This window comes from Sandaracinobacteroides sp. (assembly GCF_057137845.1).
This window is the reverse complement of sequence record NZ_DBNHFX010000153.1, coordinates 1-26,489: the sequence shown is the minus strand read 5'-3', so window position 1 is coordinate 26,489 and position 26,489 is coordinate 1. Positions and strand designations below refer to the sequence as shown.

The following is a 26,489-nucleotide window of genomic DNA, read 5'->3' as shown; positions in this document are numbered from 1 at the left end:
CTGGTGCCGCTTAGGTGACTCGAACACCTGACCCCATCATTACGAATGATGTGCTCTACCGGCTGAGCTAAAGCGGCGATCCCGGCGGGAAGCGGGCGTTTAGCAGCATGGGGGGTTTCCTTCAAGTCTCGTTCGCGCCATCTGTCGGGCATGGCTTTTTCCCCCACCCACCTCGGGCAGCCGAGCGTGCTTCCAGCTTCCCCCGAAGCGGCGAAGCTGGACTATCCGCCCAACCCGCACCCCGGCACACTGTATGTCGTGCGCTTCGTCGCGCCCGAGTTCACGTCGTTGTGCCCAGTCACCGGGCAGCCTGATTTCGCCCATCTGGTGATCGACTATGCGCCGAACCTGCGGATCGTCGAATCGAAGGCGCTGAAGCTGTTTCTGGGCAGTTTCCGCAATCACGCCGCCTTTCACGAGGCCTGTACCGTCGGCATCGGCAAGCGGCTGTTCGACGAGATGGAGCCGCACTGGCTGCGGATCGGCGGCTACTGGTATCCGCGCGGGGGCATGCCGATCGATGTGTTCTGGCAGTCAGGCGCGGCGCCCGAAGGCCTGTGGCTGCCCGATCAGGGGGTGCCGCCCTATCGCGGCCGGGGCTGACCGGCGCCAGCCTTTTTCACAGGCGCAAATGCACCGCCCCAGCCGCTACCAACCTGTTGTGATTCGCCCACGGCGGGCGACGGGAGGAGAACGGATATGGCAGGGCCGCTGGCGGGTGTCCGCATCGTTGAAATGGCCGGAATCGGGCCGGGGCCGTTTGCCGGAATGATGCTGGCGGACCATGGCGCCGAAGTGATCCGGGTGGACCGGCCGGGCAGGCAGCCGCCGGAACCGGTGCTGGGGCGCAATCGCAAGTCGATCATCGTCGATCTGAAGTCGGCCGAAGGGATTGCGATCGTTCGCGAACTGGTGAAAAGCGCCGACGGCTTTTTCGAAGGGCTGCGGCCCGGCGTGATGGAACGTCTTGGCCTTGGGCCGGATGTGCTGCTGGCCGACAATCCGCGGCTGGTCTATGGCCGCATGACCGGCTGGGGCCAGACCGGGCCGTATGCGCCCGCCGCCGGGCACGACATCAACTACATCGCCCTTGCCGGCGCGCTGCATGCCTATGGCCGCGCCGGCGACAAGCCGACACCGCCGATCAACATGGTGGGCGATTTCGGCGGTGGCGGCATGATGCTGGCCTTTGGCATGGTGTCGGCGATCCTGTCGGCACGCACCACCGGCAAGGGGCAGGTGATCGACTGCGCCATGACCGAGGGCGCGGCCGTGCTGATGGGGATGATCTGGGGCTTTCTGGGCATGGGCGCCTGGAAGGACGAGCGCGGGGTGAACCTTCTGGATACCGCAGCGCATTTCTACGACACCTATGCCTGCGCCGATGGTGGCTACATCTCGATCGGGTCGATCGAACCGCAATTCTATGCCGAACTGCGCCGCCTGACCGGGCTGGACGCCGACCCCGCGTTCGACGCGCAGATGGATGCAGCGAAATGGCCAGACCTGAAGGCCAAGCTGACAGCGCTGTTCCTGACCCAGTCGCGCGATCACTGGTGCGGGCTGATGGAGATGACCGACGTCTGCTTTGCGCCGGTGCTGTCGATGCGGGAAGCGCCCAATCATCCGCACAATGTGGCGCGCGGCAGTTTCGCCGAGATCGGCGGCATGACGCAGCCGATGCCGGCGCCGCGCTATTCCGAAACGCCCGCCGCTATACCGCAGCCGGCGCCCAGGGCTGGCGCCGATACCGACGGGGTGCTGGCGTCGCTTGGCTATGATGCAGCGCGGGTGGCGGCGCTGCGTCAGGCGGGAACCGTGGGCTGAGTTTGACAGGCTGAACTTGACAGGGAGCGGCCGGGCGCTGCGAATAGGACCATGACCCTTGCGTCCGCCATGACCATTGCGCCCTATGCCTCGGATCCGGCGAAAAGCCGTGGCCGCCTGCATGCCGAGGGGGAAAGCCCCCTGCGCACGGCCTTTGCGCGCGACCGTGACCGGCTGATCCACAGCACGGCGTTCCGGCGCCTGCGTTCCAAAACACAGGTGTTCGTGGCGCCCGAGCAGGACCATTTCCGTGTGCGGCTGACGCACAGCCTGGAAGTGGCGCAGATCGCCCGCAGCATTGCCCGCGTTCTGGCGCTGGACGAGGATCTGGCCGAAGTGGTGGCGCTGGCGCATGATCTGGGCCACCCGCCGTTCGGCCATTCCGGCGAGGACGCCTTGCAGCGGGCGATGCAGCCGTTCGGCGGCTTCGACCACAATGGCCATGCCGTGCGCATCCTGACGCTGCTGGAAAGCCGCACGCCCGCGTGGGACGGGCTGAACCTGTCGTGGGAGGTGCTGGAAGGGATCGCCAAGCACAACGGCCCGGTTGCCGAACCGGGCTGGGCGCTGGCCGGGCAGGAGGCGCTGTGGCCGCTGGAGCTGGAAACCTGGCCGGGGCTCGAGGCACAGGTTGCCTCGCTTGCCGACGACATCGCCTATAACGCGCATGATCTGGACGATGGCCTGCGTTCCGGTTTGCTGTGCCTCGACGATCTGTGTGCCGAGGTGCCACTGGTGGCGGAACTGTGGGAAGCGGTGCAGCGCCGCTGGCCGCGCGAGACGCGCAAATCCCGGCTGGTGCCGCAGCTTATCCGCGATCTGATCGGGGTGATGGTCGACGGGCTTCTGGGTGCAACGCGCGAACGGCTGGCCGAAGTGCGCCCCGGTTCGGTGCTGGATGTGCGCGCGTGCGGTGGGGCGATCGCGCGGTTTCCCGCCGACCTGCTGGCGCAGTTGCAGCCGCTTCGGCGCTATCTGATGCGCGAAATGTACACCCACCCGACGGTGCAGCGCATCCGCGAACCGGCCGAGCAGGTGGTGGAGGAACTGTTCGCCGCCCTGCACGCCGATCCGGCCGGGCTGCCCGCGCCCTGGAGTGCACGGTTGCAACGTCTGGGCGGCGCCGAGCCGTGGGCTGCGCGCACCGTTGGCGACTATGTGGCCGGCATGACCGACCGCTTCGCCATCCGCGAGCATCTGCGGCTGACCGGCCGGAACCCGATGCCGGACGAGAGCCTGTTCTGACCTTGTGCCGGGTGGAATCCGGCCCCGGCCCTGTCAGGGCTTCAGTTCGCGGGCCAGAGCCTTGCGGGTTTTTTCACCATAGGGCGGCTTGAACCCGGCGAGACCGGCCAGATCGAGCTTCGGCTGGCGATAGATCGACTTGGCGTGGCTGAAGGTGCGGAAGCCGTCGTGGCCGTGGTAACTGCCCATCCCCGCCGGGCCGATACCGCCGAACGGCAGATCTTCGGCCGAGACGTGAAAGATGACATCGTTCACCGTTACGCCGCCCGAGATGGTGCGGTCGAGCACGCGGCGTTCCTCGGCGCTGTCGGTGCCGAACCAGTAGAGGCCGAGCGGCCGGTCACGCCGGTTCACATATTCGATCGCTTCATCGACTGCGGAATAGCTTTTGATCGGCAGCACCGGCCCGAATATTTCCTCCTGCATGACGGTCATTTCGTCGGTCGGGTTGCGGATGAGGGTTAGCGGCATCTTGAAGGTGTTCTGCTTCGAGAAATCCTCGTTCGCGGGGTTCACCTCGATGATTTCGGCGCCCTTGGCGCGCGCATCCTCGATATGGGCTTGCAGCCTGTCGCGGTGGCGACTGGAAATGACCGAGGTATAGTCGTCGTTGGCGAGCAGCGTCGGGTACATGCGGGCGGTTGCCGCCTTCAGCCCTTCGACAACTTCGGCTTCCTTTTCCCTGGGCACCAGCATGTAATCGGGGGCAAGGCAGATCTGGCCGGCGTTCATCAGCTTGCCCATCGCCACCCGCTCGGTGGCGGACGCGATATCGGCCGAGCGCGACAGGATGGTCGGCGACTTGCCGCCGAGTTCGAGCGTCAGCGGCACAAGGTTGCGGGCCGCCGCCGACATAACGTGCCGGGCGATCGACGTGGCGCCGGTGAAGATCAGGTGATCGAAAGCGAGCGCCGAAAAGGCCTGCCCGGTTTCCGCGCCGCCGGTGATGACTGCGACTTCCAGCTCGTCGAAGTGCTGGGCGACGGCCCTGGCCATCAGTTCCGATGTGGCCGGGGTGAATTCCGATGGCTTGATCATCGCCCGGTTGCCGGCGGCCAGCACATTGGCGAGCGGCCCGAACGTCAGGTTCACCGGGAAGTTCCACGGGGCGATGATGCCGACCACGCCCTTGGGCTGCCATTCGACGGTTGCTTTCGCGCCGAGCAGGCCGAGCGGAAAGTCGAGGCGGCGCTTTTCGGGGCGCATCCAGTCGTCGACATGCTTCAGATTGTGCTTCAGCGGCTTCAGCGACGACATGATGTCGGTCACCATCGACATTTCCGCCGAGCGATGGCCGAAATCGTCGGACAGGGCCTTCACGAACCCGTCCTTGTATTCGAGGATCAGCGCGATTGCGCGGCGCAGTCGATCCTTGCGGATGGCCGCGCCCACCGGCAGATGGGCGGTAAAATCGGCGCGCTGCCGGTCGAGCAGCGCCTGCATGGCAGCGGCGTCGCGGGCAAAGGCCTCGGATGCGATCGACATTTTCTGTTCTCCCTCAGGCGCGGACAATAGCGCGCGCATCGCCCTCTGCAATCCTGCCAGCAATGCCAATGGGCGTCAGGTCTCGATATTCTCGTAGTAGGGGATCATGACGTCGGCGCTGCCTTCGGCGACCTGGCCCAGCATCGAGACGGTGACAGGGTGCACGATTTCGGCGTCGGTCATGATCTCGATGAGGGCCGGGCGCCCGGCGGCAAGCGCGCGGCGCATCGCGGGGGCGATTTCGCTGTGTTGCGTAACCCGTTCGCCGTGGCAGCCGAACGCGGTGGCGATGTCGGCGAAGCGGGTGCCGCCGAGGCGGGTGATGACATTGTAATTGGCGCCGAACATCATCTGCTGGCCGTGGATCGACATGCCCCAGACCTCGTTGTTGAGGAGGACGTTGACGATCGGCAGCCGGTGCCGGACCATTGTGTCGAGCTCCTGCAGATGGAAGCCGAAGGCGCCGTCTCCGGTCAGGTGGATGACGCGCTTGTCGGGGTGCGCCAGTTGCAGGCCGATCGCAAATCCCGGCCCGATGCCAAGGCAGCCCAGATAGCCATGGCCAAGCAGCCGCGCGGGCGCCGTGACGGTTGCCGCATCCGCCCCCCACGACGATGCCTCGCCGCCGTCGAGGGCGTAACAGGCGTCCGGCCCGGCGGCCTGCGCAACCGCGAGGGCCGCATGCCAGGGGTGGATGCCGCGTTCGGTTTCGGCGTCGGGCCACATCGCCGCCATCGCCTGCAGGGGGCGGGTGGCGGCCGTGCGCCAGCCGATGAAATCGGGCGGGCTGGCGCCCAGCGCCCGGTCGAGCGCACGCAGGGCTTCCGATGTGTCGGCGACGATCCCCAGATCGATGTCGCGCATGCGGCCCAGCTCGGCGGCGTCGGAATGGATCTGCGCGACGCGCGCATGGGCGCCGATGATGGCACCGCTGCGGCCGCCCAGCATCAGCCCCATCTTTGCCCCGAGCAGGATGACGAGATCGGGCGGTTCGGCGCCGAGCATCGGCAGGGCGGCGATCATGCCGGGGCTGCCGGCTGCCGACGGATGCCCCGGCGGCAGCAGCCCGGCGGCCTGCGGCTTGGTGAACACCGGAATCGCTACGCGCGCAGTGAATGCGCGCAACGCTTCGGCGGTGCGGGTGTTTGCCGCTTCGAAGCCGGCGATCAGCACCGGGCGCTTTGCTGCGCGCAGAAGGGTGGCCAACTGCGCGGCCTCGTCGGGGGAAGGGGCGGGATGCGGGCGGACGTCGACGCCTGCGGGCGGAAACGCCCGGCGTTCGCCGACGGCCATGTGCAGCACGTCGATCGGCACTTCCAGAATGACCGGGCCGCACGGGGCGTTCATGGCCTTGCGGATCGCCAGCGCCGCCATGTCGGCGATGCGTTCGGTGGAGGCGACGCTGACCGCCCATTTCGCCAGTGCGCGCGCTGCGGCGATCTGGTCGATGCCGCCCTGCAGCGGGTTGGTTTCCTGTTCCCGCAACGGCGGCGCGCCGATGATGACGAGCACCGGCGAACCATCCAGCCGGGCGTTGGCGACGGCGGACAGCGCGTTGGTGAAGCCCGGCCCGGCAGTGACGATTGCGACGCCCAGCCGGCCGGTCGTGCGGGCATAGGCGTCGGCGGCGTGGCCGGCTGCCGCTTCGTGGCGGCAGTCCAGCAGGCGGATGCCCTGTTCGACTGAAGCCTTGAACAGCGCTTCGAGATGGCCGCCGTGCAGCGCAAAGGCGACTTCGACCCCTGCCGCCTTCAGCGCGCTGGCCAGAAGGTCGCCGCCGGTCAGGCTGACCGGCAGGCTGCTGCTTTTCGCGGCTTCACGGTCGGGCATGATTATGGCCTCCTGATGCTTCGCCTGCTGCAATGCCGATTGCAGCATGACAGAAGTTCGTTCGACGGGAGGCTGGGCATTGTCGCAGGATCGGGCGCATTCGGGGCAAGTGGCGGTGATCACGGGTGCTGCGTCGGGGATCGGCGCTGCAACCGCGCGGCTGCTGGCGGAACGGGGCGCAGCCGTGGTGCTGGCCGACCTGCCGCAAAGCGCGGGCGCGGCGCTTGCTGCCGAAATCGCTGCCGATTCGGGGGCAGAGACGCGGTTCGTGCCGACCGACGTTGCCGATGCGGCCGCAGTCGATCGGCTGGTTGCGACCGCCAGAACGGCGTTCGGGCGGATCGACATCCTGTTCAACAACGCCGGGATCGGCAGTTTTGCCGCAGTTCCCGATCTTGCGCCCGAGGAATGGCGGCGTGTCATCGCGACCGATCTCGATTCGGTGTATTACGGCTGCCGCGCGGTGATCCCGCTGATGCGGGCGCAGGGCGGCGGCGCCATCGTCAATACGGCGTCGGCCTCGGGGCTTGCCGCCGATTTCGGCTTTGCCGCCTATAATGCGGCGAAGGCCGGTGTCATCAACCTGACGCGCGCGATCGCGATCGATCACGCCCGCGAAGGCATCCGCGCCAACGCGATCTGCCCCGGCCCCGTCGATACGCCGATCCTCGGCCCGGTGCTGGCGGTGGAGGCGGTGCGGGCGGCCTGGCACGAGGCGGTGCCGATGGGCCGCCTGGCACAGCCGCGCGAAATCGCCGAAGTAGTGGCGTTTCTGGTGTCGGGCGCTGCATCCTACCTGACGGGTGCGGCGATCGCGGTCGATGGCGGGCTTGGCGCCCATACCGGGCAGCCGAACCTGATGAAGCTGCTGGCTACAGCATGAGAAAGGACCAACGCCGATGAAAGCCGTGCTGCGCCGGGGAACCCGGCTGGTCGAGGACGATGTCGCCGATCCCGTGCCGGGCGAGGGACAGGTGCTGGTGAAGACGCTGGTCTGCGGCATCTGCGGTTCCGATCTGCACGCGCTGCATCACCTTGATCACATGGTGGAAATGAACCGCCGCGCCGGCGTGACCGACATGCTGGACGCCGGCAAGGACGTAGTGTTCGGCCATGAATATTGCGCGGAAATCCTGGATCACGGGCCGGGAACGACGGGCGCGTTGAAGGCGGGCGCGCGCGTGGTTTCGGTGCCGCTGGTGATCGGCCCGGCAGGCATCGAATGGGTGGGCTATTCGAACCGCTTTGCCGGTGGCTTTGCCGAACGCATGCTGTTGCAGGAGGCGATGCTGCTGGAAGTGCCGAACGGCCTTTCTGCCGAAACCGCCGCCATGGTCGAGCCGATGGCCGTTGGCGAACATGCGGTTGCCCGCGCCAATCCCGGCAGGGAAAGCGTCTGTCTGGTGATCGGCTGCGGGCCGGTCGGGCTGGCGGTGATCTCGGCGCTGAAGGCGCGCGGGGCGGGCCCGGTGATCGCCAGCGATTATTCGGCGTCGCGCCGCGCCGTTGCCGAAGCGATGGGGGCGGATATCGTCGTCGATCCGGCGGCTTCGTCGCCGCATGCACATTGGGAAGCCTTCGACGTGCCGGCAACGCTTGGGGCGCTGCGCATCGCCGGGATGACCGGCCGCCATGTGCGCGACGCCATCCTGTTCGAATGCGTGGGTGTGCCCAGCATGATCCAGAACCTGATCGAGGCAGCGCCGCCTTCCGCCCGCATCGTGGTGGTGGGGGTCTGCATGGAGGACGATCGGCTGACGCCGGCCATCGCCATCAACAAGCAGATCGCGCTGGATTTCGTGCTTGGCTATACGCCCGAGGAATTCGCCGCGACGCTGCACCGGATTGCGCAAGGGCAGGTGGACGTGGCGCCGATGCTTTCGGGTGTGGTCGGCCGGTCGGGCGTTGCCGGGGCGTTTGCCGAACTGGCGGCGGCCGGCGGCCCGGTGAAGCTGATGGTCGATCCGGCGCGGGCATGACCGCCGCCATCGCCCTGCCGCGCATCCTGCGGATCGGCGTCGGTGCCAGTGCGGCGCTTGCCGAGGTGCTGGGTATTCTTGGCCTTTCCCGCCCCTTCATCGTCAGCGACGGGTATCTTGCGTCGTCGGGGATGGTGCAGCCGCTGCTGGATGGCCTGAAAGCCGCCGGGATCGAGGCGCGGCTGTTCACCGGCACCGTGCCGGACCCGACTTCTGCCTCGATCGAAGCCGGGCTGGAGGCGTTGCAGCAGGGCGACCATGATTGTGTCGTCGGCTTTGGCGGTGGCAGCCCGCTGGACAGCGCCAAGGCGATTGCCGTGCTGGCGGTGCACGGCGGCCGCATGGCCGACTACAAGGTGCCGCACCAGCAGGATGCGCCGGGGCTGCCGGTGATCGCCATCCCGACGACGGCCGGCACAGGGTCCGAGGCAACGCGCATGTGCGTCGTTACCGACGGTGAAACCGACGAGAAGATGCTGTGCGCGGGGCTGGCGTTTCTGCCGGTCGCGGCGCTGGTCGACTATGAACTGACGCTGGGGAAACCGCCGCGCCTGACCGCCGACACCGGCCTCGACAGCCTGACCCACGCCATCGAGGCCTATGTGTCGCGCCGCGCCAACCCGTTCGCCGACGGCTTCGCACTTTCGGCAATGGCGCTGATCGCGCCCAATCTGCGGCGGGTGTGGAAGGATCCCGCCGACCGCCCCGCGCGCGAGGCGATGATGCTGGGGGCGTTGCAGGCGGGGATCGCGTTTTCCAACAGTTCAGTGGCGCTGGTGCACGGCATGAGCCGGCCGATCGGCGCGCATTTCCATGTGCCGCACGGGCTTTCCAATGCGATGCTGCTGCCCGCCGTTACCGCATGGTCGGCGCCATCGGCGGTTGGCCGCTATGCCGACTGCGCGCGAGCGATGGGGCTGCCCGGCGCCGGCGAGGGCGACCAGATCGCGGTTGCGCGGCTGGTCGGGGAACTGGAGGCGCTGAACCGCGACCTCGAGGTGCCCGGCCCCGCCGCCTATGGCATCGATGCCGTGCGCTGGCATGATCTTGTGCCGCTGATGTGCAGGCAGGCGCTGGCTTCCGGTTCGCCGGCCAACAACCCGCGCGTGCCCGACGCACAGGAAATGGCGCTGCTGTATCAAAGGGTGTGGGCGGGCGCCGACTGACGCCCGCCACTTTGCCGGATCAGCCTGCCGCCCAGTGGGCGGTGATGTCGCCCGGCGTTGCGAACCATGTCGTCGGGCGCGCCTTCAGGTGCCGCAACAGGCCGGCGAATGCACCGATCCGATACGGCAGGCCGATGATGTAGGGCGTGACGTGCAGTGGCAGCATCCGCCCGCCATGGTGTGCGGCTTCGGCTTCCAGCCAGTCGCAGGCGTCTGTCATCTGTTCGGCGTAGCTGTCGGTCTGCTGCTGCTGCACCGTCAGGATTTGCCGATCAGACAGTTCATGGTTCAGCGGGAAGTTCAGGATGTCGCCCGCGCTGGTGTGAAAGCGGCAGGGCAGTTCGTCGTTCACCCAGTCGCACATGTAGCGCACGCCCGATTCGACCAGCAGGCGCGGCGTGTTGAACGATTGCGACCGCGCGATTGACAGCCAGCCTTCCGGCCGCTTGCCGGACACCCGTTCCAGCGTGTCGAGCGAGGTTGCGATCAGGGCACGTTCGTCGGCTTCGGGCAGGCCCGAGGCGATGGTGCCGTTCATGTCGGTCGAGTGGGCGATGATTTCGTGCCCGGCCGCGACGATATCGGCGATGAGCGACGGGTAGCGGTCGGCGATTGCCGCATTGGTGGCGATGCCGGCGCGGATGCCGAGTTCTGCGAACAGGTCGAGCAGGCGGTAGAAGCCGACCCGCGTTCCATATTCGCGCGCCGTGTAATGGCGGTAATCCGGGTACGGGGTCTGCATGTGGCCCGGCGCCCGGAACGGCTTGTCGGCGGGCAGGATCGGGAACCATTCGAGGCTGACGACGATGCTGACGGCGACCTTGGCGCCGCCCGGCCACGCAACCGGCGCGCGGTCGAAGATCGACGACCAGGGGTAGAGGTCGTGGTCCATGCCGGCGCGGCGGTGCGGATAGACGAGATAGGACGGATCAAGCGACATCGGTTGCTCCGGCAGCGGGGGTTGCGTTCAGGATGTGGGCGGCGATGTCGCCCGAACGGGTGATCCAAGCGCGACCGTCGGCAGCGATGTGGCGCAGCACTTCCTCGAACGGGCCGATGCGGTGCGGCTGGCCGATCAGATAGGCGTGCAGCGGAATACACATCACCGTGCCCGATTGCGCGCCTTCGGCCGCGAGCCGTTCATACTGGCGGATCAGCGTGTCGGCATATTGGCGCGGCGACATGTTATAGACAAAGAAGCCGTAGTGATCGTTCACCTCGATCGAATAGGGCATCGAGATCAGGCGGCCGCTGGCGGTTTTCACCGGCTGCGGCTGGTCGTCGTGATAGAGGTCGCAGGTGTAGGTCAGGCCATATTCCGCGATCAAATCGAGGGTGCGCGGCGTGTGGGTGAGGGCAGGCGCCAGCCAGCCCCGGATCGTCTGGCCGGTGGCGTCGCGCACGGTGCGGATCGAATCCTCGATGATCGCGCGTTCCTGCGCTTCGTCCATGCCGTAGGAATAGCGGGTGTTGTAGATGCCGTGGCTGAAAAACTCCCAGCCCAGTTCGTTCACCTCGCGGATGATCGACGGGCAGTGCTGGCACATCGCGACCGACAGCGACACCGAACCTTTGAAGCCGTGCCTTTCCATCATTTCGGCCATGCGCCAGTGGCCGACCCGGTTGCCGAAATCGCGGTGGCCATAGCCGACCACATCGGGGTGCGGTCTGGTCCAGCTTTTGCGGTGCGGGTTGGCGGGCGGGTCGAGTTCATAAAACTCGATGTTGGGCGAAACCCAGACGGCGACCTGCTTGCCGCCCGGCCATTCCAGCCTGGGCCGGTTGCGCCATGGGTTGAAATCGTAAAGGCCGGGGTCGGCTTCGCCTTCGCGCATCAGCGGGCCTCCAGCCAGTCGATCACCGCCTGCACCGGTTCGACGTCGGCATATTTCAGCGCCAGATCGGTGAGGTTGGCGAAATGGTAGCTTTCGTGCTTGTCGGCGCAGGTTTCCACCGGGACGATGGTGCGGAACCCGTAGGACAGCGCATCGACTGCCGTTGCCCGCACACAGCCCGACGTGGAGCCGCCGGTGACGATCACCGTATCCACCTTGTGCCAGCGCAGATAGGAATTGAGCGGCGTCTCGAAGAAGGCCGAGGGCATCCGCTTGGTGTATTGCAGGTCGTCGGCCGCGATCTCGCAGCGCGGATCATAGGCGTGACGTTCCGACCCGTATTTGATGTTCTGGAGGGAATCCGGCGTGTCGGTGCGGGTGCCCCAGACACCGGCGTCTCCGGCATCGTCCTTGTAGCCGACCCGGCTCCAGATCACGGGCATGCCCTTCGCGCGGGCGAGGCGCGAGATGTGGTTCACATGCTCGATCTGCCGGGGATCGGTCTCATACGAGGTCTTGAACAGGTCGAGCCGGGTATAGGCCTGCTGGAAATCGACGTTCACGATCGCCAGCTTGTCGCCGAAGCCGAACTTTTTTCGCGCCGGGTTGGCGATCACTTCCTCGAACAGTTCGCGGGCGGTGCGGTTTTCACAGATCATTTTCGTGCCGACGATGGTCATGCGGGCACCTTTCCTTGTTGCCTGAAGCCGAGGGGCAGCCCCGCGTGCGGGGTGAAGCCGTGCAGCTCCTCGCCGGGCAGCGCATCGGCCAGAATCGAGCGCACGGCAAGCAGCCGGTCGAGGTCGATGCCGGTGGAAAGCCCCATCGCTTCCAGCATGAACACCAGATCCTCGGTGACGATATTGCCCGATGCGCCCGGCGCGAACGGGCAGCCGCCAAGCCCGCCGAGCGACGAATCGAGCGTGGTGAGGCCGCATTCCAGCGCCGCCAGCGCGTTCGCCAGCCCAAGCCCGCGCGTGTTGTGCAGGTGGATGCCGGTCAGCGCCGCATCGCCGACGCTGCCCCGCACCAGCCGGATCAGGCGGCGGACGGCGGATGGATCGGCATAGCCGGTGGTATCCGAGAGGCCGACTTCGTCGCATCCGGCCTGCATCAGCGCTTCGGCCAGACGGGCGATCTGGCTGTCGGCGATCTGGCCTTCGAGCGTGCAGCCGAACGCCGTCGACAGCGACCCCTCGAAGTGGGGGCGCTGCCCGGCCGGAACCGCCTTCACCATGTCGGCGATGGCGCGGGCTTCGGCCAGCACCTGTTCGTGGGTGCGGCGCAGGTTCGCAAGGCTGTGCGTTTCGCTGACCGAAAGCGGCAGCGTCAGCTTGTGGGCGCCGGCCTCGATCGCGGCTTGTGCGCCGCGTGCGTTCGGCACCAGCACGGCGACCGTCAGGCCGGGGATGCGCCGCGCATGCGCCACGATTTCGGCGGTGTCGGCCAGTTGCGGCAGCAGCTTGGCCGGGACGAAGCTGCCGACTTCGATTTCCGTGACGCCGGCTGCGGCCTCGGCGTCGATCCAGGCCTTTTTGGCCTCGGTCGGCATGATTGCACTTATGCTTTGCAGACCGTCGCGCGGGCCGACCTCGCTGACGAGGACATCCACCTTTCCTGCCGACATCGAAACACCCTCTGGCTTTTTCAATTGTTATATGTATAGGTCAATTACATGAGGCTGCCAAGCCCGAGGGAAATCGCGTGAGAGGATCGACATTGACCGACAGCCAGCCTGCCGACGCGCTTCCGCTTGCGGGGATCCGTGTGGTCGAATTCACCCATATGGTGATGGGTCCGTCGACCGGGGTGATTCTGGGCGATCTGGGCGCCGAAGTGGTGAAGGTGGAGCCGATCGAAGGCGACCAGACCCGCAGGCTGCTGGGGGCGGGCGCCGGCTATTTTCCGATGTTCAACCGCTCGAAGCGCTCGATCCGGCTGGACCTGAAAAGCGAAGCGGGAATCGAAGTGGCGCGCAAGCTGGTGGCGGGCGCCGACGTGCTGATCGAAAATTTCCGCCCCGGCACGCTGGCGAGGCTGGGGCTTTCGCCGGAAGCCTGCGCCGAACTGAACCCGCGCCTGGTTTACTGTTCGGCCAAGGGATTTCTTTCCGGTCCATATGAACATCGCGCTGCCCTTGACGAAGTGACGCAGATGATGGGCGGCCTTGCCTATATGACCGGGCCGAGCGGGCGGCCGCTGCGCGCGGGCGCTTCGGTGATCGACATCACCGGCGGCATGTTCGGCGTGATCGGCATTCTGGCGGCGCTGGAACGCCGCCATCGCACCGGGCGCGGCGGCGAAGTGAAATGTTCGCTGTTCGAAACCACGGCGTTTCTTGTCGGCCAGCACATCGCGCAGGGTGAAGTGACCGGCAAGGAAGCCGCGCCGATGCCCGAGCGCGTTTCGGCCTGGGCGATCTACGACGTGTTCGAAACCGCGAACGAAGGCGAACAACTGTTCATCGGTGTCGTCAGCGACCAGCAGTGGCGCGCCTTCTGCGAAGCGTTCGACTTGCGCGAACTGGCGGCGAACCCCGACTTCGAGAAGAACAACCAGCGGGTGCTGGCGCGCGATGCGATTCTGCCCGCCGTAAGGGCGCTGGTGAAAACCATGCCGCGCAGCGAACTGGTGGCGAAGCTGGAAGCGATCGGCCTGCCGTTTGCCCCGATTGCGCGGCCCGCCGAACTGCTGACCGACCCGCACATGCAGGCGGGCGGCCTGCTGGACCTGACGCTGGAGGATGGCCGCAAGGTGCGGCTGCCGGCGCTTCCCGTCGAGATCGACGGCAAGCGCCTGCCGCCCGGCCGCGACATTCCGCGCCCCGGCGCCGACACCGAAGAACTGCTGGCGGGGCTTGGCTATGACGCCGAGGCGATTGCCGGGCTGGCGGCCACCGGGGCGGTGGCGCTGGCATGACGACGCTGTTCGGCCGCATCTGGGACAGCCACCTCGTCGCCGATCTGGGCGGCGGCATGGGGCTGATCGCGATCGACCGCATATTGCTGCACGAACGCACCGGCAGCGTGGCGCTGGAAAGCCTGAAGGCGGCCGGGCGCCCGGTGCTTGCGCCCCGGCGCACCTTTGTCACCATGGACCATGTGGTCGACACCTTTCCCGGCCGCACCGACAAGACGCTGATGCCGACCGGCACCGACTTCATCCGCGCGACGCGGCAGGCATCGGTTGCAGCGAACCTCAGGTTGTTCGATCTGGGCAATCCGCTGCAGGGCATCGTGCATGTGATCTCGCCCGAGAATGCGATCGTTCTGCCCGGCCTGACGCTGGTCTGCCCCGACAGCCACACCTGCACGCAGGGCTCGATCGGCGCGCTGGCCTGGGGCATCGGCTCGACCGAGGCAGAACATGCGCTGGCGACGGGCACGCTCAGGGTGCGCAAGCCGCCGACGATGCGCGTGACGGTGAACGGCAGGCTGGCGCCGGGCGTGACGGCGAAGGATCTGGCCCTGCACCTGTTGCAGCGGTTCGGATCGGCAGGCGGGCAGGGTCATGCCGTCGAATATGCGGGCGAGGCGATCGAGGCGCTGGAAATCGAAGCGCGGATGACGCTCTGCAACATGGCGACCGAATTTGCCGCCTTCACCGCGCTGATCGCGCCCGACGACAAGCTGATCGACTGGCTGCGCGGCCGCACCTTTGCGCCCGCAGGCGCGTTGTGGGACGAGGCCGTTCGGTATTGGCGGGCGCTGAAAAGTGACGCCGACGCCCGCTTTGATCGCGAACTGGTCGCCGATGCGGCCGATGTGCGGCCGATGGTCGGCTGGGGGACGAACCCCGAACAGTCGATCCCGATCGACGGCCATGTGCCGGAAGCCGCCCCCGACCGGCCGCTTGCCTATATGGGCCTGGCCGCCGGGCAGCCGTTGCAGGGTCTGGCGATCGATGCGGCGTTCATCGGTTCCTGCACCAACAGCCGCCTGACCGATCTGCGCCGCGCGGCGGCGCTGTTGCAGGGGCGGCATGTGGCGGCGGGCGTCAAGGCGATCTGCGTTCCCGGCTCGACCGAAGTGAAGCGGCTGGCCGAAGCGGAAGGGCTGGACCGGGTGTTTACCGAAGCCGGGTTCGAGTGGCGGGAATCCGGCTGTTCGATGTGCTTTTATTCGGGCGGCGAAAGCTTCGGCCCGGGGCAGCGGGTCGTCACCTCGACCAACAGAAATTTCGAAAGCAGGCAGGGACCGGGCACGCGCTCGCACCTTGCTTCGCCGGAAACGGTGGCGGCGTCCGCCATCGCCGGCAGGATTGCAGATCCGAGGGAACTGGCAGGGAGAAACGGGTAATGCAGGCATTCACCAGACTGACGTCGATCGCGGCGCCGCTGATCCGCGACAATATCGATACGGACCAGATCATCCCATCGCGCGAGATGCGCAGCGTCGGCCGCACCGGCCTTGCCGACGGGCTGTTCGCCGGGGCGCGCTATACCAGCATCGGCGGGCGCGAACCGAACCCGGATTTCGTGCTGAACGATCCACGCTATCGCGACGCCGGCATTCTGCTGTCGGGCGCGAACTTCGGTTGTGGTTCCAGCCGCGAACATGCGGCGTGGGCGCTGGCGGAATACGGCTTCCGCGCCATCATCGCCCCGTCGTTCAATCCGATCTTTCGTGGCAATTGCGTGCGCAACGGCATCGTTCCCGTCGAGTTTCTGCCGGAAGTGGTGCGGGCGCTGGCGAAGGTGGACGGGCCGATCACCGTCGATCTGGAGCGCAGGATCGTCAGCCTGGCCGATGGCCTGTGCATCCCGTTCCGTATCGAGGACGAGGCGCGCGAAATGCTGCTGTTCGGCCTCGATGCGATCGAGCTTACGCTGCGCCGCCGCCCCGAGATCGACGCCTTCCATGCGCGCGACCGGCAGCAGCGGCCGTGGGCCTATGCGGTGGAAGCGGCGTAACGGGCCTGGTTTCCGGTCAGTTGCAGCCTTTCATCGGGCTGCCGCTTTCCCGCGCGAGCCAGGCCATCAGGTCGGCCCGTTCCTGCGGTTTGGAGATACCGGCGAACACCATCTTGGTGCCGGGAATCTGTTTCGCCGGCTTTTCGATGAACTTGTCGAGGGTGGCGACCGTCCACTTCGGTTTGGCTGCCGTGAAGGCTGCTGAATAGTCGAACCCCTGGGCCGCCAGCGCGCCGCGCCCCAGAAGGTTCGACAGGTTGGGGCCGACCAGATTGGCCTCGTCGGCCTTGACCGTGTGGCAGGCGCGGCATTTCAGGAACGCCCTGCGGCCGCGTTCGAGATCGACCGATAGCAGCTTGCCGGCGGATTCCACCTTGCAGGCGGCCTGTGCCGCCGCAGGTGCGACGGCGATTGCTACCATCAGGGCGATACGAAGAGACTGCATGGCGTTTCCTTGCATATTGTGATCGGGTTCAACCGAGCAATTCGATGGCGGCGCGCTCGCCGCTTTCCATCGCACCTTCCATCCCCGGCGACAGGTCGGCCGAATGCTCGCCGGCAAAATGGATGCGGCCGTGCGCGGCTTTCAGTTGCTCCTGGATTTCGGCAAGGCCGCCGGGCTTGCGGCTGGCGAAATTGCCGAGCGAACGGGGGCTTGCTGTCCACGACCAGGCGCCGCCGGTGGTGATCCGGCCTTCGAGCGACGGGCGCGCCGCCACCAGTTGCCGGCGCACGGATTCCTTCAGTTCGGCGTCGGGGTTGCCTTGCAGCGCCCTCGCCTTTTCGCCCTGCGCGTAGGCCCATATGTGGCCGCCCTGATCGTTGCGGATGTAGATGGTGAGGAACGGCAGCGTCGCGCTCCACATCGAGGGGGGGAGGCCGTCCTGTTCCCAATAGGGTTGCGTGACCGGGAAGAAGAAGCAGGCGGCTTCGCCATAGGGAACGCGATCCCATGCAGCGCGCTGCGCGGCAGGGGGCAGCGGGTCGAGTTTGATCTTTTTCAGAACCGGCAGCGGCACCGTCACCAGAACCCGGCCGGCGGTGTAGCGCTTGCCCTGCTGGTCGACGGCGACAACGCCGCCCCGGCTTTGGGTGATGCCTTCGATGAAGACGCCATAGCGCACCCGGTCGCCGAGCTTGGCCGCCATCGCTTCGGGCAGCCTGCTCATGCCGCCGGTGAGAGAATCGGGCTGGGTGCGGCCCGACTGGCCGCGAATCTGGTTGCCGCGCAGCTTCCACAGCGCCGATACGTCGGCGAGCGAGTTGCCCGTCGGCGGCTCGATGAAGGAAAGCGCCGCATCGTCGGCGCCGAGCTGGCGCAGGAAGGCGTCATAAGGCCCATCGCGGACGGCGGCTTCGGCGGTCAGCCATGCGGCCGGGTCGGAAAGCGGCGGGGCTTTCGCCAGCAGCATCGCCTCGATGGCGATCGGCGGCACGGCCCGCAGCGGGCCGGTCAGCGGATTGGCCTTGTCGGTCGCCCAAGCGCCCTGGTTGATCAGGCGGCCGTCCATGTGGATCGCCATTCCCGGCGGCAGCGGCAGGCGCGGGTGCGTCGTCAGCCCGAGATCGCCGGCGGCGCGGCGGACGCGAGCGTAGAGCGGGCCGATTTCCGAACCGCCGGCTTCCGGGCGGCCGGGGGCATCATCCAGCGTGCGGACTCGGCCGCCGGGGCGGGTGTCGGCTTCGAGCACCAGCACCCTGGCGCCTTCGGCGGCCAGCATCGTCGCTGCGTTCAGGCCTGCAAGCCCGGCGCCGATGATCAGCACATCCGCCTTTTCGTTCGCCAGCGCCGGGCCATGCAGCAGCGCCGCAGCGCCCGCCGCCCCAATCCCGCCAATCAGTTGCCGACGATCGATCCCCGCCAGTTTGCCGTTCACTGCGTTTTCCCTTCGTTCAGCAAGCCCACGGCACATGCAGGAACGCGCAGTGCCGGAACGGGCAGGCCCGGTTATGCGAATCAACATAATGTCCGGACAAATTCCGGTAAAGTCCCCTCGGGGGAAAATATCTGCTGGCGCCAATCAGCGGGTTTTCCCTTTGGTGCGTCGGGCAGCGGCGCGGGCAGTATGCGGCCACACGCCGCACTTTGACAAATGCCCCGCAGTCGCCTTTCTTGCCAGCAACCAGGGCGCGCGGCCAGCCGTGGCCGAAGAACGCCGCATCGGAGGAGGGGTTTTTGAGCAAGGCGAGTGCGCCGCCGGCGGTTGACCGGTTGCAGGCTGTTCCCCTTTACCACCAGATTTTCCTGCAACTGCGCGAGGAAATCACCAGCGGCGAACGCGCGCTGGGTTCGCGCATGCCGACGGAACAGGAACTGGCGGCGGCGTTCGAGGTGTCGCGCATCACCGCCCGGCGTGCACTGGATGAGCTGGCGCAGAATCATTTCGTCGCCCGCAAGCGGCGGACCGGCACCCATGTGATCTTTCAGCCGCCCGCCGGCCCGATCGAGGGTTCGATCGATCAGGCGATGGAGGCGCTGGTCAGCTTCGGCCGCGCGACAAAGGTGCGTATTCTGGAATTCGGCATGGTGCCCGCACGGCCGCCGATCAGCGACGCCCTGCGGGTGGATATCGGCGCGCCGCTGCTCAGGGTGGCGCGGGTGCGGTCGCTGCCGGACGGGCCGTTGGGGCATCTGGTAAGCTGGGTGCCGGCCGCCTGTGCCGCGCATATCAGCGAACGGTCGCTTTCGGAAACGCCGATGCTGAGCCTGATCGCGCGGGCGGGCGTCGATATCGGCGGCGCCAGCCAGACCATTTCGGCAACGCTGGCCGACGGTTCGATGGCGGCCATTCTGGGTGTCGATATCGGCTCGCCGCTGCTGCGCGTGTCGCGCACCGTCACCGATGCTGCAAAGCGGCCGGTGCAGCATGTGCTGGCCCACTACCGGCCCGACCGCTACCAGATCCGGCTGGATCTTGGCGGCGCGCACCCCGAACTTGCCGTGGCGGGGCCGGCTGCCAGCGGCTGACCGGCGGCGCCGTTCAGCCGCTTTTCACTTCACGGAAGGGGATCTCGCGGTCGACTTCGGGTTCCTTCGGCAGGCCCAGAACGCGCTCGCCGATGATGTTGCGCTGGATCTGGTCGGTGCCGCCGCCGATCGAGGTGAAATAGGCGTTGAGGCTGAGGAAGTTCGCGTCTTCGGCGCGGGGGTGATCCGGGCCTTCGAGCAGGCTTGCCGCGCCCAGCATTTCGGTGCGCAGCCGTGCCTCTGCGTGCAGGATGCGCGACATCGCCAGCTTGCCGAGCGACATGATCGGCGACGAGGTGCCGCGCTTCAGTTCCGCCTTGGCGCGCGCGTTGTTCAGCCGGTTCAGGATTTTCCACGCAGTCACCTGCGCGATTTCCTGCCGGATCACCGGATCATCGAGGACGCCTGCCTCGCGGGCCAGCTCGACGAGCGCGGTATCGCCCTTCGGGCCGGGCTTGCCGCTGCGCGGGCCGCGTGCTGCATCGCCCATCACCGATCGTTCATAGGCAAGCGCGGTTTGCAGCACGCCCCAGCCGCCGTTCAGCGGGCCGAGCAGGTTGGCGGCCGGCACCATCGCATCGGTGATGAACACCTCGTTGAAATGTGATTCGTCGGTGATCTGGCGCAAGGGCCGCACTTCGATGCCGGGCTGGCGCATCGGCAGGAAGAAAAAGCTGATGCCCTTGTGCTTGGGCGCGTCCCAGTCGGTGCGGGCGATCAGCATGCCATAGTCGGCGATCGCGGCGCCCGATGTCCAGACTTTCTGGCCGTTGATGCGATACTGGTCGCCCTCGCGGTCGGCGCGGGTGCGGACGGCCGCCAGATCGGACCCGGCGCCCGGTTCGGAATATAAAAGGCACATGCCGACTGCGCCGGTCAGCAGCTTGGGCAGGATTTCGGCGCGGAAGGCGGGCGTTGCGTGGGCAAGCGCGGTGTTCGCCCACAGATTGTGCCGGTCCTGGCCGGCGCCGGGCGCCCCGACTTCGGCAAAGGCCTGTTCCACGATGCGGGCCTGTGCGGGCGGCAGCGCGCGGCCATATAGTTCCCTGGGCCAGGTGGGCACCGCCCATCCCGCCGCCAGCACTTTTTCCAGAAACGGCTGATAGGGGCTGCGGCCGAAGCTTTCGGCGCGCACCTTCTGTGCCGGATCCCAGTTCGCCGCCAGCCACTGGCGGACTTCGGCTTCCAGTTCCTGATCGGTGAATGCCATTGCGTCAGCCCCCCAGTTGCACAAGAAAACGCTCGCGAAGGGCGGATGGCTTCCCGAACAGGAACGCGTCGGCCCGCGCGCGGCGAAGGTAAAGATGCGCCGGATGCACCCAGGTGAAGGCGATGCCGCCGTGCATCTGGATCGAGTCGGCGGCGGTTTTCACATAGGCGTCGGCGCAGGCGAAAGCGGCAAGGCTGACCGATTGCGCGGCGTCGGGCGCGCCTTCGGCCAGCGCTTCGGCGGCGTGGCGCGCGGCCGATATCGCCGATTCGGTTTCCAGCAGCAGGTCGGCCGCCATGTGCTTGATTGCCTGAAAGCTGCCGATTGCGCGGCCGAACTGGTGGCGGTTGCGCGCATAATCGACGGTGATCTGGAACAACCGGCGCGCGCCGCCCGCTTGTTCGCCTGCCAGCGCGACGCGCGCCACATCGAGCGCGCGCTCGATCGCGGGCCAGCCATCGCCCACGGCGGAAAGGCGGCGCGCGGGCGCCGATGCAAAGCGGATGTCGGACAGGAACAGGGTGCGGTCGAAGCTGGGCAGTGGAGCCTGCGCAACGCCCACTGCATCACATTCCACTTCGAACAGGGCGATGCCGTCGTCGGTGCGGGCGGCGACCAGCAGCAGGCTTGCGGTTGCCGCATCCAGCACGAACGCGGCCTTGCCGTTCAACAGCCAGCCATCGCCGGAACGGGTTGCGGCGACATCGACACCTTCGCGCGCCCAGTTCCCTGCCGGGCCGGTAAGCGCGGACGCAGGCACGGCCGAGCCGTCGGCGATCCCCGGCAGCAGCCGGCCCGAGAGTGCGGCGTCGCCGATTCCGTCGATCAGGCTGGTCGCCAGCACGCAAGAGAGCATCGGCGACGGGCAGAGTGCTGCACCCAGTTCCTCCATCGCGCGTTCGAGCGGCACCGGCCCGGCGCCAAGGCCGCCATGTTCGGGCGCCACCAGCTGCGCCGGAAGCCCCATCGCCGCAAGTTCACGCCACAACGCCGGGTCGTGGCCGCTTCGATGTTCGATGACGCGGCGGACGTCGGCTTCGTTGCAGCGGCTTGCGAGCAGCCGTTGCAGCGAATCGAGAAACGCGTCCAGTTCCTCGGCAGACAGGCTGGCAGGCATCAATCCCTCCGGAATGTTTTCCGGGCGGATTCTTCCCACGCGCCGCACCGTTCGCCTACCTAGTCAAATAACAGGCCGATCCGCGGTCGTTGCCGCGCGCCGGTTTCCGCCCTAGGCACGGCTATTCTTCAGGAAATGTGGGAAGGGATCCGATGTTCAGAACTGGCACCATCGCCGCCGTTGCGCTGTTTATGCCATGGCAGGCCGCAACGGCGCAGGCCCCGGCCGCGGCGCCCGCAGCGCCCGCCACCGCCGCCGCAACCGAGGATGCACGCCTCACCGCATTTCTGGATGGCGAATATGCGCAGGAACTGAAGCTTCGCCCGCAACTGGCGACGCGGCTTGGTCTGAAGGAAGGTGCGGACAGGTTCGACGACATCAGCGATACCGGCGCCCAGCGGTTGCTGGACTGGCGCCGCGCGAGCGTTGCCAGCATGAAGTCCGCCTTCACCCGCGAGAAGCTGTCACCCGCCGGCAAGGTGAACTATGACATCTGGGCACTGGAACTGGACCGCGCCGAGCTTGCCAACAAGTTCCGCCGCTACAGCCCGCCCTTTTATTCGTTCCTGTATTCGATCCACAGCCGCCTGCCGGACTTCATGGTCAACACCCATGCGGTGAACGATATGGCCGACCTGAAATCCTATGCGGCGCGGCTGCGGGCGATGCCCGCCGTGCTGGATACCGCGATCGGTCTCAGCCGGAAATCCGGGGAAGCCGGCATCCATGCGCCGAAATTCCAGATCGAGCGGGTGATTTCCGGCAGCAAGGCGGTGATCAGCGGCGCGCCGTTCGGCGACGGCGCGGATTCGCCGCTGTGGGCCGATGCGAAGGCCAAGGCGGCGAAGCTGGTGGCGGGCGGCAAGGCGAGCGAGGCCGAAGCCGATGCGCTGCTGGCGGATGTGCGGCAGTCGCTTCTGGGGCTGAAGCCCGCCTATGGCCGGGTGATCGGCTGGGCCGAATCCGAACTGCCGACCGCGCCTTCCGGCCGCACCGGCGCGGTAAGCCTGCCGGATGGCCTGGCCTATTATGCTGCGGCCCTGAAGCTGAACACCACGCTGCCGCTGGCGCCCGACGATGTGCATGCGATCGGCCGGACCGAAGTTGCCCGGATCGAGCGCGAACAGGATGAACTGGCGCGCAAGGCGGGCTTTGCCGACCGCAACGCCTATTATGTCGCCCGCGACAAGCAGTTTCCTGCCACACCCTGGACCGATCCGCTGCGCGCCGATTATCTGAAGCAGGCGAACAGCTTTGTCGGCCATGCGCGGACGTTGCTGCCGGGCTGGTTCGACAGCCTGCCAGCCTATGCGATGGAGGTGGTGCGCGAGCCGTCGTTCAGCGAAGTCGCCGGTGGTGCGGCGCATGCGGCCGCCCCCAGCCCCGACGGTACCCGGCCGGGCCGGGTCTATGTGCATCTGGCCGGCAAGACCGAGGATCCCGCCGCCATGTACACGCTGATGTGCCACGAGGCGGTGCCCGGACACGTCATGCAGGGCGACATCCAGGTCCGCCAGAGCGGCGGGCCGAAGTTCCGCAAGACCTATGGCTATGTGGCGTTCGGCGAGGGCTGGGCGCTGTATGCCGAAGCGCTGTGCAAGGAGATGGGCGCGTTCCCGGATGTCGCCGCCGACTTCATGCGCCTCGATGCCGAACTGTTCCGGGCGGCGCGGCTGGTGGTCGATACCGGCATCCACGCCAAGGGCTGGACCGAGGATCAGGCGATTGCCTACCTGCATGAGACCGGACGTCAGACGATGGACAAGGCGCGCTCGGAAGTGCGTCGCTACATCACGCTGCCGGGGCAGGCGACGGGATACAAGGTGGGGATGCTGAAGATCGTCGAGCTGCGGGAAAAGGCGCAGGACGCGCTGGGCGGCAAGTTCGACCTGAAGGGCTTCCACGACCTGCTGATCGCGTCAGGCTCGCAGCCGCTGCCGATTCTGGAGCGCCGGGTGGACGACTGGATCGCCGCCCGCAAGACCGGCTGAGGCCGAACGGTTACCGGCGCCCGCAGTACCGGTTCAGTTCAGCAGCGAGTTCGGTTCGAGGCCGACGAGCGCGCGCCCGTGCAGTTCGGTTGCCACATCGAGGTCGTAGACGATGTGGCTTTGCATCACCTGCACGTCGCGCAGCAGCCGCTGCATCGGATTGTCGAGCGCATGCACCGACGAGCCGACAGCCTCGCAGCAGGTGCGCACGGCTTCGGCGCACTGCTGCACGGCGATGGCGATTTCCGCACGCAGCCGGATGCGCTCGGGCGTTTGCGCCGGTTCGTCGATTTCGCCGATCAGCAGATTTTCCTTTGCCGCCCAGCGGATCGTGCGTTCGGCTGAACGAGCGAGCAGGTCGGCGCGGGCAAGGCGCATCTGCGCTGCCGGCTTCTCGACGGTGGCGCCCCCTGCCCCGAGCTTGATGTGGGTGCTGAGCCGCTGGCGACACAGGCGCACCGCTTCGCGGGCGGCAGCAAGCGCCGGGATCGACGCCGTGATGCAGAGGTTCGGCAGCATCGGCGAACTGTAGAAGCCAGGGCCATAAACCGCCCGGCCGCTGCCGCGCCCCGACCTTACCGGCTTCACTTCGAACTGCCAGGTTTCGGGCACGAACAGGTCCTCGACGACGATGTCGTTGCTGCCGGTCGCCGCCATGCCCGCCATGTGCCAGGTGTCGAGCACCTTCACCTTGTCGGCCGGCATCACCATCATGCGGCCGATCGGCGGCTGGCCTTCCACCATTTCCAGCGCCTGCAGCATCACCCAGTCGGCATGCATGACGACGGTACCCCATTTCCAGCGGCCGCTGACCCGAAAGCCGCCATCGACCCGCGTGGCGGTGCCCGGAGGTGAAGCGCAGCTTGGCGCGATGATGTAGGGATGTTCACCCCAGATCGCCTGCTGGGTTTCCACCGGCAGATGGGCGACGAACCAGTTGTGCTCGGCAGCGAAACAGGCGGTCCACCCGGTGGAGGGGCAGGCTTCTGCGATTTCCAGCGTGGCGCTGATATAGGTGTCGGTGTCGAATTGCAGGCCGCCGAACCGTTTTGGCACATAGATATAGAAATACCCTGATTTCCTGAGCGCGTTCCACACTTCATCGTCGGGGCGGCGGGCTTCCTCGGCCGCACGGGCGCGGCTGGCGACCAGCGGCTTCAGCGCCCTGACGCGCTCGATCAGGATTTCCGGCGTGATCGAGGCCAGTTCGGCCTTGGACAGAAAGTCGTCGCCGGCTGGAATGCGGCGGTCGGCCAATGGTTCGGTCATCATGCTCTCCCCTATGATGTTGCGACCCCTATGATGTTGCGATGGGTGGAATCACTTAGTAGTCGCAGCATTACTGTCAACCAGATTGACTAAAAATGTCAAGTCAGTTGCGCGAACCGCCGATGTGCGCAAAACATGCCCGATGATCGACGGTTTCCTGATGATGGATCTGATGCGCGCCTTCTACTGGTTCGACGAGGGGTTGCAGCGCGCGCTGCACGCGCGCGGCTGGCAGAGCGTGCCGCGAACCCAGTCGTTCACGCTGGCGAACATCGCGCTGGGTGTGCGGCGGCCGGCCGACATCGCCCGCAATCTAGGCGTGTCGCGGCAGGCGGTCAGCAACATGTTGCAGGAAATGGCCAATCAGGGGCTGGTGACGATCACCCCCGACCCGAAGGACCGGCGCGCGTCGGTGGTTGGCTTTTCCGAAAAGTCGCGGCAGTTGCGCGAGGACGCGCTGGATATCCTTGGCCGCATGGAAGACGCGGTATCCGACCGCATCGGCAGTGGCCCGCTGGCCGCCGTCCGCGAGGCGCTGGCCCGCGACTGGGGCGCCGTGCCCGAGATCGGCCCCCGCTGAGCTGCGCTCAGCCGAAGCTCCCGCTGAGCCGTGCTCAGCCGAAGCCCCCGCCGCCCAGGATGGTGCCGCCATCGACATCGAGGATGGTGCCGGTGATGTAGCCCGCCTCGTCGCTGCTGAGGAAGCAGGCGGCGGCGGCGATTTCCTCGACCCGGCCAAAGCGGCGGAGCGGCAGGCCGGACCGCATCATGCTGTCGATCTCGGCGGTGGGGGCAAGCCTGCGCATGCCCTCGGTTCCTTCGATCGGGCCGGGGGAAATCCCGTTCACCCGAATCCCCATCGAACCCCATTCCAGCGCCAGGCATTTCACCAGCATGTTGATCCCGGCTTTCGCCGCGCAGGCGTGCGCCTGCATCATCATCGGCTTTTCCGCCTGCGGTGCGGTGATGGCGACGAACGACGAACCGCCCTTGGTCATGCGGTCGTAACAGGCGCGGGCGGTGTTGAAGGTGCCGATCAGATCGATATCGATGACGGTGCGGAATGCGTTGGCCGACATCTGCCCGGCGGGCGCCAGAAAATTGCCCGCCGCGCCCGAAATCACGATATCGAGCGAGCCGCCGGAAGCCGCGCGCGTGGCGGCTTCCTCGACCTGCGAATAGTCGCGGACGTCGGCGGTGTGGCCGTCGGCGGTGCCGCCTTCGGCGCGGATCAGTTCGATGGCGGCGGCCACTTTTTCCGCCGACCTTGAGACGACGAAGACGCTTGCGCCGCGCGCCGCCAGCATGCGGGCGATGCCAAGGTTGATGCCGCTGGTTCCGCCCCAGATGACTGCCCTGCGGCCTGAAAACTGCGCCATGCGGTGAACCCCCCTCTCGTTGACTGCCGGTCGCTTCTGCATAAGTGTGTCAAGGGATTTGACAAGAGGAATCGCAATGCGGGTAACGAACGCGCTGGTGAGGGCGGCCCGTCTGGCGCCGGGGCAGACAGCGACGATCGAGGGCGACCTGCGCTATGGCTGGGCCGAAACCCGCGACCGCGTGGCGCGGCTGGCGGCGATGCTGGCGGCGCGCGGCGTCGTCGCGGGCGACCGGGTGGCGGTGCTGTCGGCGAACGGCATCGGCTTTTTCGAGGC

The 26,489-nt window shown here is 67.0% G+C and carries 25 protein-coding genes and 1 tRNA gene; 13 read left to right on the top strand and 13 right to left on the bottom strand.

The genetic code is table 11. From position 1 onward, the window contains the following. Nucleotide 1 precedes the first annotated feature (1 nt). Nucleotides 2–77: transfer RNA gene (locus AC16JP_RS08900), tRNA-Thr, on the bottom strand. 73 nt (nucleotides 78–150) lie between these two features. Here AC16JP_RS08900 and queF point away from each other — a divergent pair. The 3 genes from queF to AC16JP_RS08885 all read left to right on the top strand — a co-directional run bounded on the left by queF (nucleotide 151) and on the right by AC16JP_RS08885 (nucleotide 3,072). Continuing rightward, the gene (queF, locus tag AC16JP_RS08895) at nucleotides 151–603 is read left to right on the top strand and encodes a preQ(1) synthase (RefSeq protein WP_484340259.1); all 453 of its coding nucleotides are present in this window, start codon (nucleotides 151–153) and stop codon (nucleotides 601–603) included. Between the two features lie 96 nt (nucleotides 604–699). Next, nucleotides 700–1,827, top strand: coding sequence for a CaiB/BaiF CoA transferase family protein (locus tag AC16JP_RS08890; RefSeq protein WP_484340258.1), 1,128 nt, complete (start codon nucleotides 700–702; stop codon nucleotides 1,825–1,827). Nucleotides 1,828–1,878: 51 nt separating this feature from the next. Then, on the top strand, nucleotides 1,879–3,072 hold the full coding sequence (locus AC16JP_RS08885) for a deoxyguanosinetriphosphate triphosphohydrolase (RefSeq protein ID WP_484340257.1): 1,194 nt from the start codon (nucleotides 1,879–1,881) through the stop codon (nucleotides 3,070–3,072). Nucleotides 3,073–3,105: 33 nt separating this feature from the next. Here AC16JP_RS08885 and AC16JP_RS08880 read toward each other — a convergent pair whose 3' ends face one another. Both AC16JP_RS08880 and AC16JP_RS08875 read right to left on the bottom strand, forming a co-directional pair. Continuing rightward, on the bottom strand, nucleotides 3,106–4,557 hold the full coding sequence (locus tag AC16JP_RS08880; protein WP_484340256.1) for a coniferyl aldehyde dehydrogenase: 1,452 nt from the start codon (nucleotides 4,555–4,557) through the stop codon (nucleotides 3,106–3,108). Between the two features lie 75 nt (nucleotides 4,558–4,632). Then, nucleotides 4,633–6,387 carry a thiamine pyrophosphate-binding protein gene (locus AC16JP_RS08875; RefSeq protein ID WP_484340255.1) on the bottom strand — a complete coding sequence of 585 codons (1,755 nt, stop codon included), beginning with the start codon at nucleotides 6,385–6,387 and terminating at the stop codon, nucleotides 4,633–4,635. Between the two features lie 46 nt (nucleotides 6,388–6,433). Between AC16JP_RS08875 and budC the strand changes: the two genes are divergently transcribed. From budC to AC16JP_RS08860, 3 genes are read left to right on the top strand one after another with little or no spacing between them, the layout of a single operon-like run. Beyond that, nucleotides 6,434–7,270, top strand: coding sequence for a meso-2,3-butanediol dehydrogenase (gene budC, locus AC16JP_RS08870; protein WP_484340254.1), 837 nt, complete (start codon nucleotides 6,434–6,436; stop codon nucleotides 7,268–7,270). Nucleotides 7,271–7,286: 16 nt separating this feature from the next. Further along, nucleotides 7,287–8,366 carry a zinc-binding dehydrogenase gene (locus tag AC16JP_RS08865; protein ID WP_484340253.1) on the top strand — a complete coding sequence of 360 codons (1,080 nt, stop codon included), beginning with the start codon at nucleotides 7,287–7,289 and terminating at the stop codon, nucleotides 8,364–8,366. Continuing rightward, on the top strand, nucleotides 8,363–9,532 hold the full coding sequence (locus AC16JP_RS08860; RefSeq protein ID WP_484340252.1) for an iron-containing alcohol dehydrogenase: 1,170 nt from the start codon (nucleotides 8,363–8,365) through the stop codon (nucleotides 9,530–9,532). The genes AC16JP_RS08865 and AC16JP_RS08860 overlap by 4 nt, the downstream gene beginning before the upstream one ends. 19 nt (nucleotides 9,533–9,551) lie before the next feature. On the opposite strand, the gene AC16JP_RS08855 is transcribed toward AC16JP_RS08860, so the two are convergent. From AC16JP_RS08855 to AC16JP_RS08840, 4 genes are read right to left on the bottom strand one after another with little or no spacing between them, the layout of a single operon-like run. Then, complete coding sequence (locus AC16JP_RS08855) at nucleotides 9,552–10,472, bottom strand: polysaccharide deacetylase family protein (RefSeq protein ID WP_484340251.1); 921 nt, start codon at nucleotides 10,470–10,472, stop codon at nucleotides 9,552–9,554. Then, nucleotides 10,462–11,367: a polysaccharide deacetylase family protein gene (locus AC16JP_RS08850; protein WP_484340250.1), complete on the bottom strand. Its 906-nt coding sequence runs from the start codon at nucleotides 11,365–11,367 to the stop codon at nucleotides 10,462–10,464. The genes AC16JP_RS08855 and AC16JP_RS08850 overlap by 11 nt, the downstream gene beginning before the upstream one ends. Further along, the gene (locus tag AC16JP_RS08845) at nucleotides 11,367–12,047 is read right to left on the bottom strand and encodes an isochorismatase family protein (protein ID WP_484340249.1); all 681 of its coding nucleotides are present in this window, start codon (nucleotides 12,045–12,047) and stop codon (nucleotides 11,367–11,369) included. Before AC16JP_RS08845 ends, AC16JP_RS08850 begins: the two co-directional genes overlap by 1 nt. Beyond that, nucleotides 12,044–12,994, bottom strand: coding sequence for a hydroxymethylglutaryl-CoA lyase (locus tag AC16JP_RS08840; protein ID WP_484340248.1), 951 nt, complete (start codon nucleotides 12,992–12,994; stop codon nucleotides 12,044–12,046). The genes AC16JP_RS08845 and AC16JP_RS08840 overlap by 4 nt, the downstream gene beginning before the upstream one ends. Before the next feature lie 92 nt (nucleotides 12,995–13,086). Between AC16JP_RS08840 and AC16JP_RS08835 the strand changes: the two genes are divergently transcribed. The 3 genes from AC16JP_RS08835 to leuD are packed head-to-tail and all read left to right on the top strand — an operon-like array spanning nucleotide 13,087 to nucleotide 16,279. Next, complete coding sequence (locus tag AC16JP_RS08835; protein ID WP_484340247.1) at nucleotides 13,087–14,286, top strand: CaiB/BaiF CoA transferase family protein; 1,200 nt, start codon at nucleotides 13,087–13,089, stop codon at nucleotides 14,284–14,286. Next, nucleotides 14,283–15,665, top strand: a complete 1,383-nt coding sequence (locus AC16JP_RS08830) for a 3-isopropylmalate dehydratase large subunit (RefSeq protein ID WP_484340246.1) — start codon at nucleotides 14,283–14,285, stop codon at nucleotides 15,663–15,665. The genes AC16JP_RS08835 and AC16JP_RS08830 overlap by 4 nt, the downstream gene beginning before the upstream one ends. Next, nucleotides 15,665–16,279, top strand: a complete 615-nt coding sequence (leuD, locus tag AC16JP_RS08825; protein WP_484340245.1) for a 3-isopropylmalate dehydratase small subunit — start codon at nucleotides 15,665–15,667, stop codon at nucleotides 16,277–16,279. Before AC16JP_RS08830 ends, leuD begins: the two co-directional genes overlap by 1 nt. A gap of 16 nt (nucleotides 16,280–16,295) precedes the next feature. On the opposite strand, the gene AC16JP_RS08820 is transcribed toward leuD, so the two are convergent. Together AC16JP_RS08820 and AC16JP_RS08815 are read right to left on the bottom strand one after the other, a co-directional pair. Continuing rightward, nucleotides 16,296–16,724: a c-type cytochrome gene (locus AC16JP_RS08820; RefSeq protein ID WP_484340244.1), complete on the bottom strand. Its 429-nt coding sequence runs from the start codon at nucleotides 16,722–16,724 to the stop codon at nucleotides 16,296–16,298. A gap of 28 nt (nucleotides 16,725–16,752) precedes the next feature. Then, a complete protein-coding gene (locus tag AC16JP_RS08815; protein ID WP_484340243.1) occupies nucleotides 16,753–18,156 on the bottom strand; it encodes a flavin monoamine oxidase family protein in 1,404 nt (467 codons plus the stop codon). A 299-nt stretch (nucleotides 18,157–18,455) separates the two neighbouring features. Between AC16JP_RS08815 and AC16JP_RS08810 the strand changes: the two genes are divergently transcribed. Next, a complete protein-coding gene (locus AC16JP_RS08810; protein WP_484340242.1) occupies nucleotides 18,456–19,247 on the top strand; it encodes a GntR family transcriptional regulator in 792 nt (263 codons plus the stop codon). 13 nt (nucleotides 19,248–19,260) lie between these two features. On the opposite strand, the gene AC16JP_RS08805 is transcribed toward AC16JP_RS08810, so the two are convergent. Together AC16JP_RS08805 and AC16JP_RS08800 are read right to left on the bottom strand one after the other, a co-directional pair. Further along, on the bottom strand, nucleotides 19,261–20,457 hold the full coding sequence (locus tag AC16JP_RS08805; protein ID WP_484340241.1) for an acyl-CoA dehydrogenase family protein: 1,197 nt from the start codon (nucleotides 20,455–20,457) through the stop codon (nucleotides 19,261–19,263). Nucleotides 20,458–20,461: 4 nt separating this feature from the next. Then, nucleotides 20,462–21,574: an acyl-CoA dehydrogenase family protein gene (locus AC16JP_RS08800; protein WP_484340240.1), complete on the bottom strand. Its 1,113-nt coding sequence runs from the start codon at nucleotides 21,572–21,574 to the stop codon at nucleotides 20,462–20,464. Nucleotides 21,575–21,726: 152 nt separating this feature from the next. Between AC16JP_RS08800 and AC16JP_RS08795 the strand changes: the two genes are divergently transcribed. Next, a complete protein-coding gene (locus tag AC16JP_RS08795) occupies nucleotides 21,727–23,565 on the top strand; it encodes a DUF885 domain-containing protein (RefSeq protein WP_484340239.1) in 1,839 nt (612 codons plus the stop codon). A gap of 33 nt (nucleotides 23,566–23,598) precedes the next feature. Here the strand turns inward: AC16JP_RS08795 and AC16JP_RS08790 are convergent, their stop codons facing one another. Next, nucleotides 23,599–24,834 carry an acyl-CoA dehydrogenase family protein gene (locus tag AC16JP_RS08790; RefSeq protein ID WP_484340238.1) on the bottom strand — a complete coding sequence of 412 codons (1,236 nt, stop codon included), beginning with the start codon at nucleotides 24,832–24,834 and terminating at the stop codon, nucleotides 23,599–23,601. 142 nt (nucleotides 24,835–24,976) lie between these two features. On the opposite strand from AC16JP_RS08790, the gene AC16JP_RS08785 reads away from it, so the two are divergent. Beyond that, a complete protein-coding gene (locus AC16JP_RS08785; protein WP_484340237.1) occupies nucleotides 24,977–25,414 on the top strand; it encodes a MarR family winged helix-turn-helix transcriptional regulator in 438 nt (145 codons plus the stop codon). Nucleotides 25,415–25,448: 34 nt separating this feature from the next. On the opposite strand, the gene AC16JP_RS08780 is transcribed toward AC16JP_RS08785, so the two are convergent. Then, nucleotides 25,449–26,213 (bottom strand): SDR family oxidoreductase, encoded by a 765-nt coding sequence (locus AC16JP_RS08780; protein WP_484340236.1) that lies wholly within the window; start codon nucleotides 26,211–26,213, stop codon nucleotides 25,449–25,451. Nucleotides 26,214–26,289: 76 nt separating this feature from the next. On the opposite strand from AC16JP_RS08780, the gene AC16JP_RS08775 reads away from it, so the two are divergent. Beyond that, a partial coding sequence (locus AC16JP_RS08775; protein WP_484340235.1) for an AMP-binding protein occupies nucleotides 26,290–26,489 on the top strand: 200 nt, incomplete at its 3' end.

Bases quoted from the DNA above. Each gene is read 5' to 3' on its own strand.
- queF (WP_484340259.1), top strand. From the start codon at position 151: ATGGCTTTTTCCCCCACCCACCTCGGGCAGCCGAGCGTGCTTCCAGCT.
- AC16JP_RS08845 (WP_484340249.1), bottom strand. From the start codon at position 12,047: ATGACCATCGTCGGCACGAAAATGATCTGTGAAAACCGCACCGCCCGC.
- AC16JP_RS08780 (WP_484340236.1), bottom strand. From the start codon at position 26,213: ATGGCGCAGTTTTCAGGCCGCAGGGCAGTCATCTGGGGCGGAACCAGC.
- AC16JP_RS08840 (WP_484340248.1), bottom strand. From the start codon at position 12,994: ATGTCGGCAGGAAAGGTGGATGTCCTCGTCAGCGAGGTCGGCCCGCGC.
- budC (WP_484340254.1), top strand. From the start codon at position 6,434: ATGACAGAAGTTCGTTCGACGGGAGGCTGGGCATTGTCGCAGGATCGG.
- leuD (WP_484340245.1), top strand. From the start codon at position 15,665: ATGCAGGCATTCACCAGACTGACGTCGATCGCGGCGCCGCTGATCCGC.
- AC16JP_RS08880 (WP_484340256.1), bottom strand. From the start codon at position 4,557: ATGTCGATCGCATCCGAGGCCTTTGCCCGCGACGCCGCTGCCATGCAG.
- AC16JP_RS08820 (WP_484340244.1), bottom strand. From the start codon at position 16,724: ATGCAGTCTCTTCGTATCGCCCTGATGGTAGCAATCGCCGTCGCACCT.
- AC16JP_RS08865 (WP_484340253.1), top strand. From the start codon at position 7,287: ATGAAAGCCGTGCTGCGCCGGGGAACCCGGCTGGTCGAGGACGATGTC.
- AC16JP_RS08790 (WP_484340238.1), bottom strand. From the start codon at position 24,834: ATGACCGAACCATTGGCCGACCGCCGCATTCCAGCCGGCGACGACTTT.
- AC16JP_RS08795 (WP_484340239.1), top strand. From the start codon at position 21,727: ATGTTCAGAACTGGCACCATCGCCGCCGTTGCGCTGTTTATGCCATGG.
- AC16JP_RS08785 (WP_484340237.1), top strand. From the start codon at position 24,977: ATGATCGACGGTTTCCTGATGATGGATCTGATGCGCGCCTTCTACTGG.
- AC16JP_RS08800 (WP_484340240.1), bottom strand. From the start codon at position 21,574: ATGCCTGCCAGCCTGTCTGCCGAGGAACTGGACGCGTTTCTCGATTCG.
- AC16JP_RS08875 (WP_484340255.1), bottom strand. From the start codon at position 6,387: ATGCCCGACCGTGAAGCCGCGAAAAGCAGCAGCCTGCCGGTCAGCCTG.
- AC16JP_RS08885 (WP_484340257.1), top strand. From the start codon at position 1,879: ATGACCCTTGCGTCCGCCATGACCATTGCGCCCTATGCCTCGGATCCG.
- AC16JP_RS08890 (WP_484340258.1), top strand. From the start codon at position 700: ATGGCAGGGCCGCTGGCGGGTGTCCGCATCGTTGAAATGGCCGGAATC.
- AC16JP_RS08850 (WP_484340250.1), bottom strand. From the start codon at position 11,367: ATGCGCGAAGGCGAAGCCGACCCCGGCCTTTACGATTTCAACCCATGG.
- AC16JP_RS08860 (WP_484340252.1), top strand. From the start codon at position 8,363: ATGACCGCCGCCATCGCCCTGCCGCGCATCCTGCGGATCGGCGTCGGT.
- AC16JP_RS08855 (WP_484340251.1), bottom strand. From the start codon at position 10,472: ATGTCGCTTGATCCGTCCTATCTCGTCTATCCGCACCGCCGCGCCGGC.
- AC16JP_RS08805 (WP_484340241.1), bottom strand. From the start codon at position 20,457: ATGGCATTCACCGATCAGGAACTGGAAGCCGAAGTCCGCCAGTGGCTG.
- AC16JP_RS08830 (WP_484340246.1), top strand. From the start codon at position 14,283: ATGACGACGCTGTTCGGCCGCATCTGGGACAGCCACCTCGTCGCCGAT.